The 19,761-nt window shown below is 59.4% G+C and carries 22 protein-coding genes; all 22 read right to left on the reverse strand.

Annotation, left to right across the window (positions count from 1 at the left end):
* Positions 1-7: 7 nt before the first annotated feature.
* The gene (gene flhF / locus KJA79_RS17680; RefSeq protein ID WP_213043382.1) at positions 8-1,285 is read right to left on the reverse strand and encodes a flagellar biosynthesis GTPase FlhF; all 1,278 of its coding nucleotides are present in this window, start codon (positions 1,283-1,285) and stop codon (positions 8-10) included.
* A complete protein-coding gene (gene flhA, locus KJA79_RS17685) occupies positions 1,282-3,390 on the reverse strand; it encodes a flagellar biosynthesis protein FlhA (RefSeq protein WP_213043383.1) in 2,109 nt (702 codons plus the stop codon). The genes flhF and flhA overlap by 4 nt, the downstream gene beginning before the upstream one ends.
* Positions 3,391-3,411: 21 nt before the next feature.
* Positions 3,412-4,494, reverse strand: a complete 1,083-nt coding sequence (gene flhB / locus KJA79_RS17690) for a flagellar biosynthesis protein FlhB (protein WP_213043384.1) — start codon at positions 4,492-4,494, stop codon at positions 3,412-3,414.
* Positions 4,487-5,275, reverse strand: a complete 789-nt coding sequence (gene fliR, locus KJA79_RS17695; protein WP_213043385.1) for a flagellar biosynthetic protein FliR — start codon at positions 5,273-5,275, stop codon at positions 4,487-4,489. The genes flhB and fliR overlap by 8 nt, the downstream gene beginning before the upstream one ends.
* 14 nt (positions 5,276-5,289) lie before the next feature.
* Complete coding sequence (gene fliQ / locus KJA79_RS17700) at positions 5,290-5,562, reverse strand: flagellar biosynthesis protein FliQ (RefSeq protein ID WP_246507758.1); 273 nt, start codon at positions 5,560-5,562, stop codon at positions 5,290-5,292.
* 8 nt (positions 5,563-5,570) lie between these two features.
* Positions 5,571-6,278: a flagellar type III secretion system pore protein FliP gene (fliP, locus tag KJA79_RS17705; protein ID WP_343224273.1), complete on the reverse strand. Its 708-nt coding sequence runs from the start codon at positions 6,276-6,278 to the stop codon at positions 5,571-5,573.
* 76 nt (positions 6,279-6,354) lie between these two features.
* Entirely contained in the window at positions 6,355-6,717 is a 363-nt protein-coding gene (locus KJA79_RS17710; protein WP_213043386.1) for a FliO/MopB family protein, read from the reverse strand.
* 56 nt (positions 6,718-6,773) lie between these two features.
* Positions 6,774-7,139 carry a flagellar motor switch protein FliN gene (fliN, locus tag KJA79_RS17715; protein ID WP_213043387.1) on the reverse strand — a complete coding sequence of 122 codons (366 nt, stop codon included), beginning with the start codon at positions 7,137-7,139 and terminating at the stop codon, positions 6,774-6,776.
* 29 nt (positions 7,140-7,168) lie between these two features.
* Positions 7,169-8,140, reverse strand: coding sequence for a flagellar motor switch protein FliM (gene fliM, locus KJA79_RS17720; protein ID WP_213043388.1), 972 nt, complete (start codon positions 8,138-8,140; stop codon positions 7,169-7,171).
* A gap of 25 nt (positions 8,141-8,165) precedes the next feature.
* Complete coding sequence (locus KJA79_RS17725; RefSeq protein WP_213043389.1) at positions 8,166-8,702, reverse strand: flagellar basal body-associated FliL family protein; 537 nt, start codon at positions 8,700-8,702, stop codon at positions 8,166-8,168.
* 334 nt (positions 8,703-9,036) lie between these two features.
* Positions 9,037-10,260 (reverse strand): flagellar hook protein FlgE, encoded by a 1,224-nt coding sequence (flgE, locus tag KJA79_RS17730; protein ID WP_213043390.1) that lies wholly within the window; start codon positions 10,258-10,260, stop codon positions 9,037-9,039.
* A 70-nt stretch (positions 10,261-10,330) separates the two neighbouring features.
* Positions 10,331-10,621 carry a flagellar hook capping FlgD N-terminal domain-containing protein gene (locus KJA79_RS17735; RefSeq protein WP_213043391.1) on the reverse strand — a complete coding sequence of 97 codons (291 nt, stop codon included), beginning with the start codon at positions 10,619-10,621 and terminating at the stop codon, positions 10,331-10,333.
* A 13-nt stretch (positions 10,622-10,634) separates the two neighbouring features.
* Positions 10,635-11,993: a flagellar hook-length control protein FliK gene (fliK, locus tag KJA79_RS17740; RefSeq protein WP_213043392.1), complete on the reverse strand. Its 1,359-nt coding sequence runs from the start codon at positions 11,991-11,993 to the stop codon at positions 10,635-10,637.
* A gap of 413 nt (positions 11,994-12,406) precedes the next feature.
* Complete coding sequence (locus KJA79_RS17745) at positions 12,407-13,084, reverse strand: MotE family protein (RefSeq protein ID WP_213043393.1); 678 nt, start codon at positions 13,082-13,084, stop codon at positions 12,407-12,409.
* Positions 13,081-13,521: a flagellar FliJ family protein gene (locus tag KJA79_RS17750; protein ID WP_213043394.1), complete on the reverse strand. Its 441-nt coding sequence runs from the start codon at positions 13,519-13,521 to the stop codon at positions 13,081-13,083. The genes KJA79_RS17745 and KJA79_RS17750 overlap by 4 nt, the downstream gene beginning before the upstream one ends.
* Positions 13,518-14,825, reverse strand: coding sequence for a FliI/YscN family ATPase (locus tag KJA79_RS17755; protein ID WP_213043395.1), 1,308 nt, complete (start codon positions 14,823-14,825; stop codon positions 13,518-13,520). Before KJA79_RS17755 ends, KJA79_RS17750 begins: the two co-directional genes overlap by 4 nt.
* On the reverse strand, positions 14,815-15,864 hold the full coding sequence (locus tag KJA79_RS17760) for a response regulator (RefSeq protein ID WP_213043396.1): 1,050 nt from the start codon (positions 15,862-15,864) through the stop codon (positions 14,815-14,817). Before KJA79_RS17760 ends, KJA79_RS17755 begins: the two co-directional genes overlap by 11 nt.
* Entirely contained in the window at positions 15,865-16,860 is a 996-nt protein-coding gene (gene fliG, locus KJA79_RS17765) for a flagellar motor switch protein FliG (RefSeq protein WP_213043397.1), read from the reverse strand. It lies immediately after the preceding gene.
* Between the two features lie 11 nt (positions 16,861-16,871).
* A complete protein-coding gene (gene fliF / locus KJA79_RS17770) occupies positions 16,872-18,434 on the reverse strand; it encodes a flagellar basal-body MS-ring/collar protein FliF (RefSeq protein WP_213043398.1) in 1,563 nt (520 codons plus the stop codon).
* 105 nt (positions 18,435-18,539) lie between these two features.
* Positions 18,540-18,842 (reverse strand): flagellar hook-basal body complex protein FliE, encoded by a 303-nt coding sequence (fliE, locus tag KJA79_RS17775; RefSeq protein WP_213043399.1) that lies wholly within the window; start codon positions 18,840-18,842, stop codon positions 18,540-18,542.
* Between the two features lie 2 nt (positions 18,843-18,844).
* Positions 18,845-19,294: a flagellar basal body rod protein FlgC gene (gene flgC / locus KJA79_RS17780; RefSeq protein ID WP_213043400.1), complete on the reverse strand. Its 450-nt coding sequence runs from the start codon at positions 19,292-19,294 to the stop codon at positions 18,845-18,847.
* A gap of 59 nt (positions 19,295-19,353) precedes the next feature.
* Positions 19,354-19,761, reverse strand: coding sequence for a flagellar basal body rod protein FlgB (flgB, locus tag KJA79_RS17785; protein ID WP_213043401.1), 408 nt, complete (start codon positions 19,759-19,761; stop codon positions 19,354-19,356).

The raw sequence follows: 19,761 nt of genomic DNA on the forward strand, positions 1-19,761 counted from the left end.
CTACCGACTACCGCGAGTACGTCGTATTCCCCGGTGTGACCGTCGATGGTGCCTGCGAATCCCATGCAGTCTTGGTGCCACCGCCCGGAGTCCGCACCTGTCCGCCCAACAGGAGGTCCCCCAGTCGATTGACCTGCGCCTGCACCAAGTCATCGGGAACCCGTTGCCCGGTTCCCCAGTACGACAGGGGAATGCCTGTGCGGTGCGTCGCCTCGAAAATTCCACCGTACCCGGTAGTTTCGTCCAGCTTGGTAAACAGCAGCCGCAGCGAGGGGACATCCACACATTGACTAGTGCTGACGACAAGGTCGGGCACCCGCGTGCCGGCGGCCAGCACCAAATGCACTTCCATTGGAAGTCCGCGATTCAGCAGGCCCCTCCAGCGCTGCGCGGTGATCGGTTCGTACGGATTAAATCCCGCCGTATCGATCAGGATGAGCTCCGCCTCCCGTGCACGATCGATCGCCGCCTGGACTTCATCACAGGATGCCGCCACCGATAACTCCACGCCCAACACCTCCGCATAGAGCCGTAGGTGCTCCACTGCAGCGGGCCGATAGGTATCCATGGTGATCAGCGCCACGCTCCGCTGCTCGACGATGCCGAAATGCGTCGCCAATTTGGCGATCGTTGACGTTTTGCCGACACCACTGGGGCCGACGAACAAGGCAATTTTCTGTTCGCCGGCCGTGCTCAGCAGAGGTCCCGCCGTGGTCACTCGATCGAGCAACACCGTGCGTAACAATTGCAGGGAGGAGTTGCGTTGAGACGCTCCCTGCTCCACCAATGTTTCTCGGAGCTCTCGCAGGCAGGCTTCCGCGGTGGCATGCTCGACGCCTTGCGCGAGTAAATCTTCATACACCCGTTGGAAGGACTGTACGGCCATTCCTTGGGCTTGTGCGGGTGACATCATCCCAGGATTCTGAGCATGACGTGGAGGCGTCAGCAGCGGATGATTGCTGTATTTCGCTCTATCAGGCTTCTGCTCCATGGCGCCCTGGAGTGTTTTCTGGAAGCGTGATTCCTCCGCCGGCACCGCCGGAGCGGAATTCGTCGCGGAACCGGCCTGGTCGGCGTCATCAAGGAGGGGGGCTGCGTCAGGGACGGACGCGTCATCCTCAATCGCCGCCATCACTTCGAGAACAGAGCGCCCCAGTAAGCCGAACCCGTTGTCCCATGACCGCACTCGCTTCGTGGACAAAATGACGGCATCCGGCCCGAGCGTCTCCTTGATGGAGCGGATGGCCTCATGCATCGACGCGACGTGAAAGGTCCGTACCTTCATGCCAAGCTCCTCGTGTCACTGACTTCGAGATCGAGACGGACCGTTTCCATCGCCTGCAATCGTGTCACGCTGTCCACCTCGTTCAGCCCGAGAATGGGAACCGAGTGCAATATCCGATCCGTGAGTTTTCGGAGATGGCGTCTCAACGAAGGCGAGCAGAGAATCACCGGCTGATGTCCTCGTCCGACCATCCGTTCGGCCGCTTGCTTTAATGCAGCGAGCAGTTTCTGTGCCACCAGTGGATCGGGCGCCCACTGGTTCCCCTGACCTGCTGCATTCGCCTGATCGGCAAGAGAGCGATCCAAACGTGGATCGAGTCCGATGATCGGCAACGAGCCGTCCGGTGCGAGATATTGCTTCGTAATCGTCCGTCCGAGTGCCTGGCGCACCACTTCGGTGAGAATGTCGGGATCCTTCGTGGTCGCTGCATGATCGGCAATCGTTTCCAGAATCGTCCGCAGGTCACGAATCGGCACGCCTTCGCGCAGCAGATGCGACAACACGCGGACCAGGCTTCCCAGCGGAATCAGATTAGGAATCACTTCCTCCACCAACTTTGGGTGGTTTTTTCCCAGTTGATCGAGCAGCCCCTGCACTTCCTGCCGACCCAACAGTTCATGCGCATGCCGCTTGATGAGTTCGGAGAGATGCGTGGCAATGGCGGACCCAGGATCGACGACGGTGTACCCGGCCATCTGCGCCTGTTCCCGCTGCTGTTCCGGCACCCAGAGCGCCGGAAGGCCGAAGGCCGGCTCCTTGGTCGGCAATCCATGAATGATGCCCCGTTGAGCCGTGCCTGGGTCGATGGCCAGAACATGGGCCGGCATGACTTCGGACTTGGCTAGTTCGACACCTTTCAAGAGCGCCGCATACTCATTCGGCCGCAGTTGTAAGTTGTCTCGAATATGAATAGGCGGCAGAACGAAACCCATCTGTTCGGCGAATTGCCGTCGCAAGCCTTTGATGCGATCCAGCAATGCCCCGCCCTGTCCCCCATCGACCAGTCCGATGAGGCCGTAGCCCACCTGCACTTCCATGAGATCCAACGGCACCACTTGGGTGGCGGCCTCTTCGGCCTTCGCCTGTGGCGTAGCCTGTTCAGGCAGCGCAGCGGCGGCTTTTTGTTGCTCGTTCAGTTGAAACGCCATCCACCCGGTCAGACTGCCGAGCGCTAAGAACGCCAGATGAGGCAAGCCGGGCACCAGGCCCATGGCGAGGAGAATGCCGGAGGCGGTGCCGATGGCCTTCGGCGAAATGAGGACCTGCCTGGTGACTTCGAACCCGAGATTCACTTCTGAGGCGGCGCGGGTGATCACGATACCGGCGGCAGTCGAGACAATCAGCGCCGGCACCTGCGCCACCAGGCCTTCGCCGACCGTCAGCAACGTGTAGGTTTGCGCGGCAGCGGAAAGGGTCATCCCCTGCTGAAGCACGCCGATCGTCAGGCCACCAAGAATATTCACCAGCGTGATGACGACCGCCGCCACGGCATCTCCCCGCACGAACTTGCTCGAACCGTCCATCGCTCCGTAGAAATCCGCTTCCTGGGCGATTTCCTTTCGTCGCTGACGCGCCTCTTTGTCGTTGATCAGGCCGGCATTCAAGTCGGCATCGATGGCCATTTGTTTACCCGGCATCGCGTCCAAGGTGAAACGTGCGGCCACTTCCGCGACGCGACCCGCACCCTTGGTGATGACGACGAAATTGATGATGACCAGGATCGTGAACACCACCAAGCCGACGGTGTAGTTGCCGCCGACGACGAAATTGCCGAAGGCCCGGATGACTTCTCCCGCTGCCGCAGCGCCTTCGTTGCCGTGCAGGAGAATCAACCTCGTCGAGGCGATATTCAGCGCCAGCCGAAGCAGCGTCACCATGAGCAGAATCGACGGGAAGACGGAAAACTCCAACGGGCGACGCACCTGCATCCCGACCAAGAGAATAATGATCGACAGCGTGATGTTGAAGCTCAGCAGGAGGTCCAAGAAAAACCGCGGGAGCGGGACGAGCATCACCATCAAAATGCCGACCACGCCCACGGACATGAGAATGTCCGGGTGTTTGACCAGCGACGTGCTGGGGATCGAGGTATTGTCGGATGCCATCGCTACTCCTAGCCAACAGGATTATGCGGGCGGCAACTTGCCGCGCACGCGATACACAAACGCCAAGATCTCCGCCACCGCGCGGTAGAGGTCTTCCGGAACCTCCCGACCCACCTCGACCAGTTTGTACAGGGTCCGCGCGACCAGTTTGTTTTCCACGATCATGACGCCGTGTTGACGCCCGATTTCCCGGATCTTTTCGGCGATGAATCCTGCGCCCTTGGCCACGACGACCGGTGCGCCATTGGCCTTCGCGTCGTATTTCAATGCCACCGCCAGGTGGGTCGGGTTGGTGATGATCACGTCGGCTATGGGCACGGCCGCCATCATGCGCTTGCGGGACATTTCGCGTTGGGTGCTGCGGATCTTCGCCTTGACCCCGGGATCTCCTTCCGCCGCACGACTTTCTTCCTTGATTTCATCACGCGACATTCTGAGGTCCCGCTCCCATTGAAACCGCTGATACCCATAGTCCGCGGCACCGATCACCAACTCGGCGCCGCTCATGGTGAGCGCGGCCTTGAGGGTCGCCCACCCCACCGTCGGCAGCAGGGATTCCATGCCGAATTGCGTCAGCGAAATGAACGCCAGCATGTCCTGCTTGATGGTGAGGTAGCCCACACCGCCGATGGCCAGGATCTTGAGCCAGGATTTGATCAGTTCGACGAGGGATCGAATGGAAAACAGGCGCGAGAATCCTCCCATCGGGTTGATGCGCGACCAGTCCAGACTGAACCCGTCTTTTTTCCAGAGAAACCCCGTCTGCATGAGGTTGGCGCCGACCCCCACGACGGCGATCCCGGCCACGACCGGTCCCAGCATCACAAACACTTCCAAGCCGATCTGACGGAGAATCACATGGAGATGATCGAGGCTGAGCGCCTGATGCGTCGCCTCCTCCATCGAACGAGAGAGCCAGGCCTGCAGGCTGGCACGCAGTCCATTGAGAATCGTCGGCGTCATCCAATACAACGCGCCGAAACTTCCCAGGAGCGCCACCGCCATGGCGGCATCCCGGCTGAGCGCGATTTGTCCTTTCGCCCTCGCCTCGGATTTCCGTTTCGGAGTCGCCTGTTCTGTACGGTTTTGCGCGCTGTCAGCCATGCCCCAACGCTTTCAGGAGCCCGAGAATGGTCTCCACCAACATCTCAAATTCTTTCTCGAACAAGCCGAGTGTAAACGGTAGCGCGAGACTCATCGCCAGCAGCCCTGCCCCGATCGTGATCGGAAAACTCTGCACAAACACGTTCATCTGCGGCACAGCCCGTCCCATGATGGCCAGCACTGTATTGACGATGAGCAGGGTCGCAAACACGGGGGCAGACATCTTTAGAGCCACGCGCAGCATATTCTGCGCCAGATGAATGATGTCCATCGCGATGCTGTCGGACAATTTGGCAGCGAACGGCGGAACGAATTCGTAACTCATCCCGATCGCATGCACGACCAACAGGTGCGCATTCAGGGATAGAAACACCAACGAGCCGAGCGTGAGCTGGAATTGTGCGATGATCGGCGCATTTTGATGGCTCATGGGGTCGATCATCTGAATCGCACTGAACCCCATTTGGGTGCCGATCATGTCCCCGGCGACCTGAAATCCGGAAAACAACAACCGGACGGCCAACCCGATCGTCAACCCGATCAAGAATTCACTGCCGATACCGGCCACTGCCAGCACGGGATCCGCGGGCAGGCTCGGCAGCTGGATAATCGGCGCCAGCACCAGTCCCAGCATGGTGACAAGCCCGGCCTTTACCGGCATGGGAATCGTGCGGGTGTTCAGAATGGGAAAGACGCTGATGATGCCGGCAATCCGCACCAGTAGGATGGAAAAAGCCTGAAACTGCGGCAGCGCCAGATGCAGGGTGTGTGCGGTGTTCATGCGGTGGTTCGGTTTCAGTGAATCAGCGTCGGAATGCTGGTGATGATGTGGGTCATAAACGTAATCAGGACACCCAGCATCCACGGGAGAAACAGGAGCGTCGCAGCAAAGACTGCCAGGACCTTCGGCACGAACGTCAGGGTAGCTTCGTTGATCTGGGTCATGGCTTGGAACGTGCTGACGATCAACCCCACCACGAGGCTGAGCCCAAGAACCGGCGCGGACACGAGCATGCACGTTTCGATGGCCTGCCGTCCGATTTCTGTCACGGTTTCAATTGTCATCATGATTGAACCTATTGAAAGCTTCTGACCATGGACCCGACGACGAGATACCAGCCATCGGCCAACACAAAGAGGATCAGTTTGAACGGAAGCGAAATCATGACCGGCGGCAGGAGCATCATGCCCATGGACATCAGCACGCTGGCGACCACCATATCCACGATCAGAAAGGGAATGTAGAGCAGGAATCCGATCTGAAACGAAATCCGCAATTCACTCAACACAAAAGCCGGGATGATGACGTGGGTCGGCACGTCGTCCACCTGCGCCGGTTTCGGCGCGTGCGAGAGTTCCAGAAAGAGTTCCAGGTCCTTGTCGCGCATCTGCTTCAACATGAAGGTGCGAATCGGTCGAATTCCCCGATTCCATGCTTCGTCGTACCCGATTTGTTCCGCGAGCAAGGGCTGGAGGGCATCCTTGTAGACCGTCTGCCCCACTGGAGCCATGACAAACATCGTCAGAAACAACGCCAGGCTGATCAACACTTGGTTGGGCGGCACCTGCTGGGTGCCCAGGGCTTGGCGGAGAAACGACAGCACGATCACCATGCGGGTGAACGACGTCACCATGATGAACAGGGCCGGCGCCAACGAGAGGACGGTGAGGAGCGCGAGGATCTGGAGCACGACGGCGGTTTGCTTCGTGCCGCCGCCGCCAAGGTCGAGCGTCAGCGTGGGACCTTCCGCGTGAGCGATGGAGGCGCTCACCAGACAGACCATCAAGACCAGGAGGATGGTGACCGGTTTCCATTGTCCGAAGAAGGATCGCGTGGTCTGTGCGTAGTCGCCGATGACGTTAGTTCGCACGCGATGTCTCCTCACCGTTCACCTCTGGAGTCCGAAACGATGCGGGCGTACACAGGGGCGCGGCATTCGCCATCAGGCGTTTCACCTGTTCCGGATCTGTGACTTTTCCCAGCGGCACCAGATCGGTCGGAGTGGTACCGAGGATAAAGACTTCCCCTGCGACCGCCACCACCATCACATGCTTGCGAGATCCCAATGGACCGCTCCCCAAAATTTGCACGATCGGAGTTCCGCCGACCGGAAGAAATCGTCGACCGATCGTCGACCTGGCCACGGCCAGAAGTCCCAGGATGAGCGCCAGCACAATCCCGAGCGCGGATACCATGCGCACGACACTTTCCCACATTTCCATAGGACCGTTGGTTCTCTCTGGCGTACAAGCGCGGAATGCGCGACCGGGACCGCAGCTCAGCCCAGTTGCTGAATGCGCTGATTCGGGCTGACGACATCAGTCAGTCGAATACCGAATTTTTCGTTGACGACGACCACCTCGCCGCGGGCGACCAGCTTGTTGTTGACGAGCACTTCCATCGGTTCACCTGCGAGCTTGTTGAGCTCAATGACTGAGCCTTGCCCGAGCTGCAGTAATTCGCGGATCAACATCCTGGTGGACCCGATCTGCACCGTGACCTGAAGCGGGATATCCAGGACGAATTCGATATTCTTGTTGGTCGGCACCGCCCCCTGGTTGTCCACGGGGGGGAAGGAGGTGGGTTGCGGACTGACTTCGCCGTTCGGGGAGCCTGTCTGTGCCGTGCTGTCACCGTTGCCCATGCAATAATCTCCTTTAGGTCCGCTCCGCCTTACCCCAACACTTTGGTGACGCGGCACGCGTGGTTGCCTTTGAATACCCCAGGTTGCCCGTGAAACTTCGGATCACCCTCGACTAAACACAGCATCGGATCGCCGGGATGTTGATCGAGCATGAGGACGTCGCCGGGGCCGAAGTTCATCAGATCCTGCACGCTGATCCGTGCGGTGCCGAGTTGCACCGCGACAGCCACGTCACACTCCTGCAGAGATTCCTTGAAGCGACTGCCCCAGCTGCTGTCCTGCTCCACGTTGTCGGCAAAGAGGCCGGAATACAGCTTCTCTTTGATCGGCTCCAACATGGAGTAAGGATAGGCAATGAACATTTCACGGGTGATGTCGCCAAGATGGACCTGCAGCGTCACAACGACGACGATTTCCGACGTGGTCACGACCATGGCGAACTGTGGATTGCTTTCGGAGCGCAGATAGCTGATCTTCACCGGCATCACCGCGTGCCAGGCCTTTTCGAGATCGGCCAGCGCCTGTTGAACAAGCTTCTTGATCAAACGCAGCTGAATCGGCGTGAACTCGCGGCCCTCCGGCTTCACATGCGTCTGGACTTTTCCGCCGAAGAAGAAGTCTACGATCAGGTACACCAGCATGGCGTCCATGATGTAGAGGCCGTTCCCCCGCAACGGCTCCATCGCAAACAGGTTGAAGGAAGACGGCACCGGCACCTTCTGGATGAAATCGCCGAATTTAATGATCTGGGTCCCGATCACGCTGAACTCGATCTTCTCCCGCAGGAGGCTTGTCCAGGAGATGGACTGTTGTCGCGTGAAGCGGTCATTGATCATTTCCATCGTGGGCATGCGCCCGCGAATGATCCGCTCCTGGCTGGTGAGACTATAGGCTTTGACGCCGCCCGGCTCTTCCTCTTCTTTCGGGGCCGTCTCGACCTCGCCGGACATGACTCCGCCCATCAAGGCATCGATTTCTTCTTGGGAGAGTATCTTGTCCATGAGATCCTCGACGAAGCCCGAACAGTTACTGGATGACGAATTCCGTGAAGTAGGTCGATTTGACCGATTTCTTCGGCAGCAGGCCGTTGATGCGCTCGGTGATATCTTCGCGCAGCTTGTGTTTTCCCTGAGGCGAACGGGCGGTAGCCGAATCCAGACTGGTCAAGAGCACGAGGATGGCGTCACGAATCTGCGGTGTGCGGGCCTTGATTTGTTCGACGGTTCCTGAGCCATCCGCCTCCACCTTCAGCGTGACCTTGAGATAACGAATTTCCGGCGAATCCGCGAGATTCACGATAAACGGATCCAGGTCGGCAATGGCGCTGGCGTCCGCAACGGCCCCATGTTCTCCCGACTTTTCCTCCGCCGCGCCATGCGCGGCAGCCTTGTCCGCTCCGGCCTCGGCCTGCGGCTTTTCGGCAGAGGACCCGCCCATCATCTTGAACATCGCGAAGGCGCCGCCCAACGCCAAGACCAACACCCCAGCGACGATGATGATCACCATCTTCATGGGAATGCCTGCCGGTGCTGCGGGCGCCTTTTCTTCTGTTGCTTCTGACATACAGACCTCCTGCGGACGGTGATTGCCGGTGTTGGTCGGTTGTGCAATGCATATGCCACGCGCGGCCCCACGACTCACGCCGAAAAGGTTTGTTCAGCACACGAGATCCTGTGATAACACAAGGAGTTGGGCATGCAGACCGCACCCGGAGCAGCGTCTGGATCAGAGGCCGCGCACGGTTGTCACGCTGGTGACAGACGGAGGAGGAGCACCGACAGTTTGTTGACGAGCGATCGGAGACGTAGACGAGTGACGTGAGGAGAGCACCTAGGCAGAAATTGCCGAGACGGCATCCGGCGCGGCCTCTACGAGACCGCGCCGGACGGCTCACGCGTTATCGTTTCAAGTTCACCAGTTCCTGCAACATTTCGTCGCTGGTCGTGATCGCACGGGAGTTCGCTTGAAACGCCCGCTGCGTGATGATCATGTCGACGAACTCCTTCCCGAGATCAACGTTGGACTGCTCGACGGTGCCGGAGAGCACTCGGCCCAGGCCGTTTAACGTCGGCGCACCAGCCAGGGCAGCACCGGATTCCAGCGTCTCCAGAAAGTGATTGTCACCGACATTTGCCAAGCCATCCGGATTCGTAAAGCGGCTCAACACGACTTGCGCGAGGGCGCGAGTTTGTCCGTTCGTGAACTGGGCCATCACCCTGCCTTCCTTATCGACGCTGATCCGATCAAGGGTGCCGGATGAATACCCGTCTTGTGTCTGGCTTTCCACTCCGGACGCCGCTCCGAATTGCGTCAACGACGATACGTCCACCGTGATGGTCTGTGGGGTGGTGGCTCCGTTCGTCAACGTGGCGGTGAGGGTCTGCGTGCCGCCGGCGGTGACGGCACCGCTCGCGTTGAACGTCATGTTCGTTTGCGCGGCGGCCGCGCCGCCGTCGATCTGAGAATAGACGCTCCAGGCATTCGCGGCGGTTTTCCGGAAATACAGTTGCATCTGGTGCGAATTCCCCAGCGAGTCGTAAAACGTCATACCCGTGGAGAAGTTGTACGACGTGGTATCGGTCACGCTGAACGCCGCCGTCGGCGCGGTGGCATTCGCATTCAGATTACCGAGGATCTCCGCGCTGGTCGTCGCCAGCGGAGCGACGGCACTGGACGTCAACGTAATGCCGCCGATCGTGCTGGTGATGTTCCCTGCCGTATCGGCCTGGTATCCTTGAAGCAAAGCCCCGCTCGCATCGACCACCTGTCCCGAGCTGTCGACCTTGAATTGTCCGGCCCTCGTATAGAACACGGACCCGGATGGATTGCGCACTTGATAAAAACCGTTCCCGTCGATCGCCAGGTCGAAGGTATTCCCGGTGGTCGTCATCGATCCCTGCGAAAAATTCGTCTGCACATCGTTGAGAAACACACCGAGGCCGATTTGATTGCCGCCGGCTCCGGCCCCGAGACTCGATGAGATCAGGTCGGAAAAGGTTGCCCGGCTCGACTTAAATCCCGCCGTCCCGACGTTGGCGATGTTGTTACCGATGACGCCCATGGCGTTGCCGTAGGAACTCAAGCCGGTCACTGCCGTGAACATCGATGTCAAAATACCCATGTGTCCGTCCTCCTTGTTACCATCCCTGCTTGCGAACGCCCGACGCCTTCACGAACCTGTTCGCGCTCGCTTATGCCACCGCCGTGGTACCGCTCTGGGTGGTCTTGCTCTGGGCCGACTCCTGGAGCGCCACGCTTTTCTCCATGAGGGTCACCAGCTTCGCCATTTGCTCCAACTGGGAGAACTGCGCCGTCTGTGCGATGAACGCCTCGTTCTCCAGAGGCTTCAGGGGGTCCTGATGCTGAAGCTGCGTCACGAGTAGTTTTAAAAAATCATCTTTGCCGAGCGGCTTAGGCCCATCGGTCGTCGGAGTGGCTGAATCCGTCGGAGCCGTCTGTGTAATCACCTTGCTGATATCCATGGATCCTCCCAAATCAGGCAAAAATACTCACACGGTCATTCGATCCGACACCACGCTCTCCCCTCACCCCGCGTTCATCTTCTCGGCCCGCCGCGTGCGACATGTTCGAAGACGATGAACGGCCTTGTTGTTGCTGCTGTTGTTGAAACATCCACGCGTTGTCGCCTCGCCCCTGTTGCTGATCCACCGTCACCCGCAACATGCCCATTTCCAGGCCGGTCGTACGGAGCGATGATTCAAGCGATTGCCCCTGTTGCAGCAACCCCTGCCCTAACTCTCCATGCTCGGTCCTGATATGCGCATGCACCGTCTGATCGTTCATCATGACTCGAACACGCAACGGCCCCATATCCAACGGATCGAGATCGAGGGTGACAGTCTGGCTGAACGGTGTGGGCCCTCGAAACTCCCCCAGTCGGTCGGCATCCGACGCATGCAAGGCGCCTGTCGATTGTCCGCTGTCATTTCCGCCGGATGAGCCCTCGGTGGCTACGCTGACCGGCTGACCCAGCCCGTTCATACGATCGAGAAACAGCGCCCGATTGTTTCCTTCGCCCGTCGGAAGAACATTCGCGGAGGGGCGATGTGATTCGCCTGATGAGTCAGAAAATCTTCCGGAGTCCTGTGCAAGGTGTTGTTCTGCGCCGCCGCTCCCCTGGGATCCACTCATCGCGGAGCCTTGAGCCATTGCATCCACCAGGGCTGAACCGTCGGCCTGGTTCGGCTGGAGTTGCGGCTGAACCTGTCCATCCTGTTTCCTGAGCGTCACGGCGGCGACCGCTTGTTTCGCCGTATCCGGTTCGGCCTTCTCAGGGACCACAGGTGCCTCGATGTTATTCGCTTGGGTAGGGGTCGCAATGGACTCCCCTTGTACTGCCGCAGCCGCCTGCGGCTCTGAAGGCGCATTCCCCGCCTTGGGCGGTGCGGCGGTGTCTTGCACTTCAGCGACCGGTACGCTCGTCGTGCCGGGAACCGCGCCTGTCTTCGCCTGCTCGCCTGCCGTCATCGAAACATTCATCGCTGGGGCAGAAGCTTCCGTGATGGCGGGACCAGGATCGCCGACAGCGGTGACCGTGTTCATGGCATCTTGGACTGGTTGAGTACCAAGCTCGGCCGTATCATGAGCCTGAACCGTCGGCGGCGGGGCTGCGTTCACGGAGGTATTCATGGCGACCACCATGGCATCGTTCACCGCTGTCGATTGCTCGTCCGAAGGTTCGTCAGACTCCGAGTGCTCGCGTGGTGCTTCCTGCTCTGAAAGCTGATCCTTGCGTTCTCCGGTGACTTCTTTTCTGGTCACTACCTGTTCTCGGGACGTCACATCCGCAGATCGTTCAAACTGCTGCGTAGTGGATTCTGGTTTCGAGTACATTTTGGAGCGGGACGGCACTCCATTCTTTGAGTCTGGTGTGCTGGCAGCCGCCTCACGCCTTGGATTCGCCTGGCGCGCTTCCGCCCTGCCCAGCATGGACTCGAAATCATGCGAAGAGCCGGTACTCTGAGCAGCCTGGTAACGATCGCGTGCATCCGACAGGGAAGATGGAGAAGGTGTTGGGAGTCCTCCAAAGAGCGTGTGCATGTCCGTAGCCATAGACGTTCCTTTTACTGTGAAGTCTCTCGTCGTCATGGAACATCTTTACAAAGGCCGTGCCATGACGAAACGTGCGGAAACTCGCGTTTGGCGAAGGATTTGGCTACCGGGACGGGAATAGATCGATGAGGAGCGGGAAGTTTCTGCAGGATGGCTCGGCAAAACTTGCCGGAGGAGAAAGGATAAACGAGAGGCTATGGGCTCGTGAGCAGTTGTTCAGTCAGGCGCGCAGCGCGATCTGGCTTCACTTCGGCGAGAATGGCTCCTGCCGATTTTCCTTTTAAGAGGCGCAGTACCTCGATTGCCTTCCGTTCAGGCATACGTTCGAGACGCGCCGCGGCCTCTTCAGGGGGCATCGTTTCATAGATCTTTGCCAACTGTGCTTGATTCAGATTCACGGCCGGCGCAGCCTTCGCCGATGGTTTGGCCTTCTCCGGCTCGTTGCCGCCCTTGGCTTGAGCGGCTTGTCGTCGCTTTTTCTCGGCTTCCACCGCCTGTTCATGCCGCGTGACGATCTGCTCCAACTCGGCCTTGAGTTCCAACAAATGGGTCTCTGATCCGCGCAGGGTCGCTTCCCGCTTGTCCAGCATCCGCTTCCGCTGTTCCAGCAACTCGAACATCTCCCGAGGGGCGCTCAGCGCCGGCCCCTGAATCTCTTTCTTGACCGTCTCGGCTTTTCCGGCGTCGACTTTCGGCGTATCGGCTTTTGGCGCGTCCCCCTTGGCAGCCTCCTTCTGGACTGCGGGAACCGGTTTGGCCTCCTCCGTCGCTGCCTGGCTCAGTCCCGCCCCGAGTAGAGCCACGAGAAGGACCGTCTCCATCGAGATGCGAGCGGACAATCCCCTGGTTTTGCTTCCATCGATCGCCCTCATACCCGCTCTCCCTTTTGCAGTGGACCTCGGCGCCAGGCGCGTTCGTCCAGCAACTGCTGATCCTGCCGGTCACGACGACGGCGCAAGTCCGCAGCCGCACGGGCGTCGAGCAAATCCAACTTCTTCCGGTATTGCATCGCCTCCAGCAGTTCGCCTCGTTTCTGTTCCATCTGCGCCTGTTGCAGAACGACGGCCTGCTCCAAGCGCCGCCGAGCGGCGACGGCCTGCTCCATGGCATCAAGATGACTGACGACCTGATCGACAGTGCCGCCTTGCGCCACCTGCGTGAGATAGCGCTCGGCATCTGCGCCCGCCCTAACCTCCAGGAGAGCCATATGATCCATCGTCTGTTGCAGGGCGCGGCCTAATTCCGCCAACTCCAACTTGGCCACTTCCTCAAGTTGTACGGCATACTGGCGAAGCACCGTGACGTTCATTGAATCGATCCCGCCAGGCTGAGGAGCGCGTCGATCGATGGCGACAAGCCGAATGCCTGCTTGGTTTCCTGGCGTAGAAAGGCCGTGATCCCGTCATGAGCCGACACCGCCTTATCGAGTTCCTTGCTCGTCCCCGGTTTGTAGGCCCCCAGCGTGATCAAATCCTCCGACCGTCGATAGAGCGCAGTCCGTTCGAACACCAGCCGCGCGGCGGCATAGTGAGCGGGTGTGACAATATCCCGCATCACCCGACTGGTACTCTGCAGAATATCGATCGCGGGGAAATGATTGCGGGCCGCCAATTCGCGTGAGAGCACGATATGTCCGTCAAGAATGGAGCGCACGGCATCCGCCACGGGGTCGTTGAGATCGTCTCCGTCGACCAGCACCGTATACAGTCCGGTGATGCTGCCGCCGCTCTGTGCCGGCCCCACCCGTTCCAACAATTTCGGCAACACTGCAAAAACGGAGGGCGTGTAGCCTTTGGTCGTGGGCGGTTCCCCGATGGCCAACCCGACTTCTCTCTGGCTATAGGCCAATCGGGAGAGCGAGTCCATCATCAGCAGCACATGCTTGCCGCAATCACGGAAATATTCGGCAATGGCGGTGGCGACCAAGGCCCCTCGAATACGGACCAGCGGCGGTTGATCCGACGTGGCAACGACGACGATGGACCGGGCTCTGGCTTCCGGCGTCAAATCGCGCTCCAGAAACTCTTTGACCTCGCGTCCCCGTTCGCCGATCAATGCGATGACCCGCACATCGGCCTGCGTGTATCGGCTGATCATGCCCAGCAACACGCTCTTTCCCACCCCCGATCCTGCAAACACCCCGATCTTTTGTCCTTGCCCGCAGGTCAACAGGGCATTGATCGCTCTGATTCCCAGATCGACCGGTTGGGTGATGCGTGCCCGGTGCAGCGGATTCAAGGGCGAGGCATACAGAGGAACGCGCAGGTCGCTGCGGATCGCGGGTTGACCATCCAGCGGATGCCCGAGGCCGTCAAAGATCCGCCCCAGCATCTGCGGGCCCACCGGGACGGAGGCGACATGACCTTTCATCACCACACGACTCCCAGGACCGATGCCCTGCATTTCTCCCAAGGGCATCAGCAGCACACGATCCTCCCGAAATCCCACGACTTCGGCCATCACTGCTCCATGGCCGCCTTCTCTGGTGATCTCGCAGACCTCCCCGACGGAGGTGAACGGCCCGGAGGCTTCGATGACAATACCCACTGCCTGAGCCACCCGCCCCGTCACCGACAAGGGCTCAATATGTTCCAGCCGTTCGCTAAGCTTCACCGGTATCCCGTCCTCTCAAGGCTTCACCCAGCCGCAACAGTTGCGTATCCAGCGTCGCATCGATCAACAAACTTTGTGCCTGAACCAGGCATCCGCCTGGACTGATGGCCGGGTCCGTCTCAAATTTCAGGGTCAACAAGCCATGAGGGGTTTGGCTCAACCCGGCGCGCGCCGACTCCAGAGCCTGCACATCCGACGGATGGACACGGACACGGACGAGGCCGCTTTCGTGAAGATGCCCTAACGCCGCCTTCACTTGCGTGACAATCAGGTCCCGCCGTTCCGAGACGATATCGCGAAGCACCTTTTGGGCAATCATGAAGGAGAGGGAGGCCACTTCCTCTTCGACGGTCTCGTGCAGGCTCTGCCAGACCTCCTCGAATTTTTCGGCGAGCGACGCCACAAGGGCCTGTTCGCGTTGTCGTGCCGCCGCGACCCGCTCGGTGGCCCGCTTCTCCCCCTCCGCCAGCCCTCGTTCGAACTCGCTATGATCGTCGACTCCAAACGGGCGATTCCCGCGGCTGAAATCCGCCAGCGGGATCGTGCGCAGTTGAATATTGCCGGAGCGGATCAGCGTACGGGCGAGGACGGTGTTTTCCTGTCGGAGACGGTAGAGTTCCAATAGCCGGGAAACCGATACCCGCACCAGTTCTGCTTGAAACGGTTTCGTCAGAAAATCTGAGGCGCCTGACTTCATGGCTCGAACAGCGAGCTCGATGTTGCCGTGCCCCGTCATCACGATACCCATCAGGCGGTTGTCGACATCCAACGCCTGCTGCAAAAATGCGATACCGTCTGCCCCTCCCAATTGGACATCAACGATGACGACCGCGACGGTGCGGGTCCGGACATGGCCCATCGCGTCGACGACAGATCCCGCCGTGAGAATCGGGTGGCCGGTGGCCTGCAGCATCTCAGCCAGCAAGAGGCAGATCGAGGGCTCGTCATCGACAATCAGCACCGCCCGCGGTGATAACTCTTTGTCTGATTCGACCGGAGACGCCGCCGGCATCCCCGAGCCCAAGGCCGCGCCGCCCATTTAGAGCATCTCCTCGCTTCCACCACCTCCGATGACGATCCGGCCCTCTTCTTCCAGCTTGCGGCACACTTTGAGAATGTTCTGTTGGGATTTCTCGACGTCGGACACTTTGACCGGCCCGCGTGTTTCCATGTCTTCCTTGAGCATCTCCGCCGCCCGGCTGGACATATTTTTGAGGAACTTTTCCTTGATCTCCGGGGTGGCGCCCCGCAGGGCGATCGGCAGGTCCTCTTTGCTGATTTCCTTCATCAGTTCCTGCATCGCACGCGAGTCCAATCCCACCAGGTCGTCGAACACGAACATCAGCGCACGGATGCTATCCGCCAGGGCCTGATCCTTTTCGGTGATCTTCGCCATGATGGCGCCTTCGGTGTTCTTGTCGACGCGGGTGAGAATATCGGCCATCAACTCAGCCCCGCCCACCGACATACTCGACATCCCCATAGACGCCGACAGAATCTCCTGCAGGCTGTCGCTGAGTTCCGAGAGCACCTCCGGTTGCACCTCCTGCATGGTCGCAAGACGCAGAGACACATCCGCGTGCAGATGCGTCGGCAACAACGCCAGCACGGCGCTGGCTTGCTCGGCCTCCATTTGTGCCAGACACACGGCGATGGTTTGAGGATGTTCGATCTTGAGGATCTGGGCCACGGTACGGGAATCGACCCATTTCAACGCGTCGATACCGGGATACGTCTTGGTATTCAAGGATTCGATCATGCGAGCGGCCTTCTCGGGACCCAAGGCCTTTTTCAGAATCGCCTCCATGAATTCACGGCCTTCAAACTGCACTTCACCGCTGGCGCTGGCTTGTTCGAATTCGGCGATCACGCTCTCTTCTTCCTGCTTGGTGATATTCGCCGTCTCTTTCATGAACATGCCGAGCTTGCGAATATCTTTCGGATCCAGCGTTTTCATGACCTGGGCCGCGGCCTCTTCTCCGATAGCGCGGAGGAGAATCGCGGCCTTTTGGGCACCCGAGAGTTCTTTATTCATGGAGACGTCCGTTAGGCGTTACTCTTGAGCCATTGCTTGACGACGACTGCCGTGTTGGCGGGGTTATTCTTGGCCATATCGAGGATCTGTCCCGGTTGTTTGCCGCTCATGGCCGCTTCGACCTGACCTACCGAGGCCGGTAGCGCCGGTGTGTCACTCTCGGCGGGAGCCGGTGGCGATGCCACGAGCATCGCCATCAACGGACGAACCACCATGAAGAGAATGAGGAAGAAGAGCACACCGCCTACCGCATAGCGGATATACGGCATCCACGCCCTCGTCGAATCCGCGGCCGCTTCAACCGCGGCGCCCGTCGGCTCTTCGACGCCGAGACCAAACTGCACATTCACCACTTCGACTTGGTCTTGGCGCTCCGTGGAATAACCCATGGCCTTCTTCACGATCTCCTCGATCCGTTTCATTTCTTCTTCGGACCGCGGCACGTACTTCTTCGGCTGCTGTTCGGCACCCGCTTCACTGGCCTTGCCCCCGCCCTCATAGATTCCGTCTACCAACACCGCGACCGACAGTTTCTTGATGGTCCCGGTCGGCTCCACGATGCGCGAGACCGTACGGCTGATTTCATAGTTCACGGTTTCATTCTTCGTTTGATTGCTGTTCGAACTGGTTTGTCCGGCCTCCGCCTCCGCGCCGCCCGGCACGTTGGACTCGACACCGGGCACACCACCACTGGTGCCGTTCATGCCGTTGGACTTCTCCTGGCCGCGTTGCTCGCTCCGGACCACTTGACCGTTGGGATCGTACCGTTCCTCGGTGGTCTCGACTTTCCTGAAATCAAGCACGCTGGACACACGCACGACCGCCTTGTTGACGCCGACGATCCGCTCCAACATCGTCTGGATTCGGGTTTCGATATCCTTCTCCAGCGTCCGTTGAAACTCCATTTGTGTCCCGGACAAACCGGCCGACTCGTCACTGGAGCTGTTCGACAACAGATTGCCGTGACCATCGACCACCGTCACGTCACGGGCCTGCAGTCCTTCGACGCTGCTGGATACCAGATGCACCACCCCCTGGATCTGCGCCTTCGACAGCGATTGGTTGGCTCGCAAGGACACAACGACGGAGGCACGTGCCCGATCCTGTTCGGTTGCAAATAACCGCCGCTCCGGAATGGCCAGATGCACCCTCGCCCGTTCGACTTCCGGCATTTGCGTGATCGTCCTGGCCAGTTCTCCTTGCAAGGCCCTCCGATAATTCAACTTCTGCACAAAATCCGACATCCCCATGGTAGTCCGATCGAAGATTTCATACCCGACCCCTCCACCGTGCGGGAGGCCCTGCCCGGCCATTTCGAGCCTCAGGTCGTGCACCTGTGCATTCGGCACCAGGATGGTGGTCCCGCCGTTGGTGGTCTCATAGGGCACCTTCGCGTCTTTCAATTTGTCGATAATCCCTGCGGCATCATCGACCGCCAGATTAGCGTAGAGCACCTGCATGTCCGGCTGCTGTGTCCAGAGCGTCACCGCCACGAGTCCGGCAATGGAGCCAGCGAGGGCCAGCAGGATGATGAGGCGTTGATTGATCGTGAAGTGGCTGAATTTTGAGAACATACGCGATGGAGTCCTTTATCCCTACCATTCAAGAGCGAGTAACAACGGGCTGGAGGGGTGGTGAGACGCCTTGCCGACAGCGCCACATGACGGCTACGCTGCCTCTTAAATCTGCATCCGTTGAATTTCTTCGTAGGCCGTCACTAACTTATTCCGGACCTGCATCATGAGCTGAAACGAGGCATCGGCCTGTTGCAGGGCCACCATCGCCTGATGAATGTTGGTGTTCTGACCGGTAACCAGCGCGTCGACAGCCTGACTGGCTCCGGTTTGCGCATCGTTGATGTGCCCGATCGCCTCTTGCAGCGAATCGACGAAATTCGCTCCCCCCGCCTGCCCGGACTCCTTGATCTCGGGAATTTCGATCGGATGAGGCTGATTCGCTCCTGCGATCCGCAAGTCAGTCATGGTTACCTCCCGATCTCCAACGCGCGATTCCACATGGTGCGAGACGCATTGACAGCCTGCACGTTCGCTTCATACGCCCGAGACGCGCCGATCATATTCACCATCTCTTCCATGACATTCACATTGGGCATCGTGACGAAACCCTTCTGATCGGCATCCGGATGGCGAGGGTCGTACACCTTCTGTCCCGGCTTCTGGTCCTCGATCACCCGAGCGACCTTCACGCCGTCCAGCGCATGCTTTCCAGGCCCCGTCGAAACCTGCTTAAACGCACGCTGAAACGCGGATGACACCGGCGCGGCTTGAAAAACCACATCGCGGCGACGATAGGGGCCGCCCGTGCTCGTTTTGGTGGACTGAGCGTTCGCCAGGTTGCTGGCAATCACATTCAAGCGATGTCGATGCGCATCGAGTGCGGACACCGAGACTGCGAGACTATCCGTTAAATCCATATCGCACCTCTTTTCTCTTCAACTCACACTGGAACACGACCTGACACAACGGTCTTCGCTTACCGTCCTTCACGTATCGCACTGAGCAGCTGGCGAAGGCGCATGCTGATAATCGTCGCCGCCGTGTTGTATTGCTGGGCGTTGTCCGACATCTTGGCCATTTCCAATTCGATGTTGACTGAGTTGGCATCAAGCGGGAGATCGCCTGCAGGCACTTCTTCCAGCCGCCCCGTCACCCGTTGGAATCCATTCCCCTTGGGGCCGATGTGATGCTGGTGTGTGGAGACCAGGGTAATCGGGAGCTTGCCTTGCTGTGCATTTGCAAGCGCCTGCCCGAAGTTCAAATCCGTAGCGCGATATTTGGGCGTTTCTTCGTTGGCGATGTTGGCGGCAATCACCTGTTGGCGGGCCCCACGCAAGTCCAACGACCGCTCCAGCAGCTGCATGGTCCTATCGAAGATGGTCAT

The organism is Nitrospira defluvii (genome assembly GCF_905220995.1).
In the GTDB taxonomy this organism is placed as follows: domain Bacteria; phylum Nitrospirota; class Nitrospiria; order Nitrospirales; family Nitrospiraceae; genus Nitrospira_A; species Nitrospira_A defluvii_C.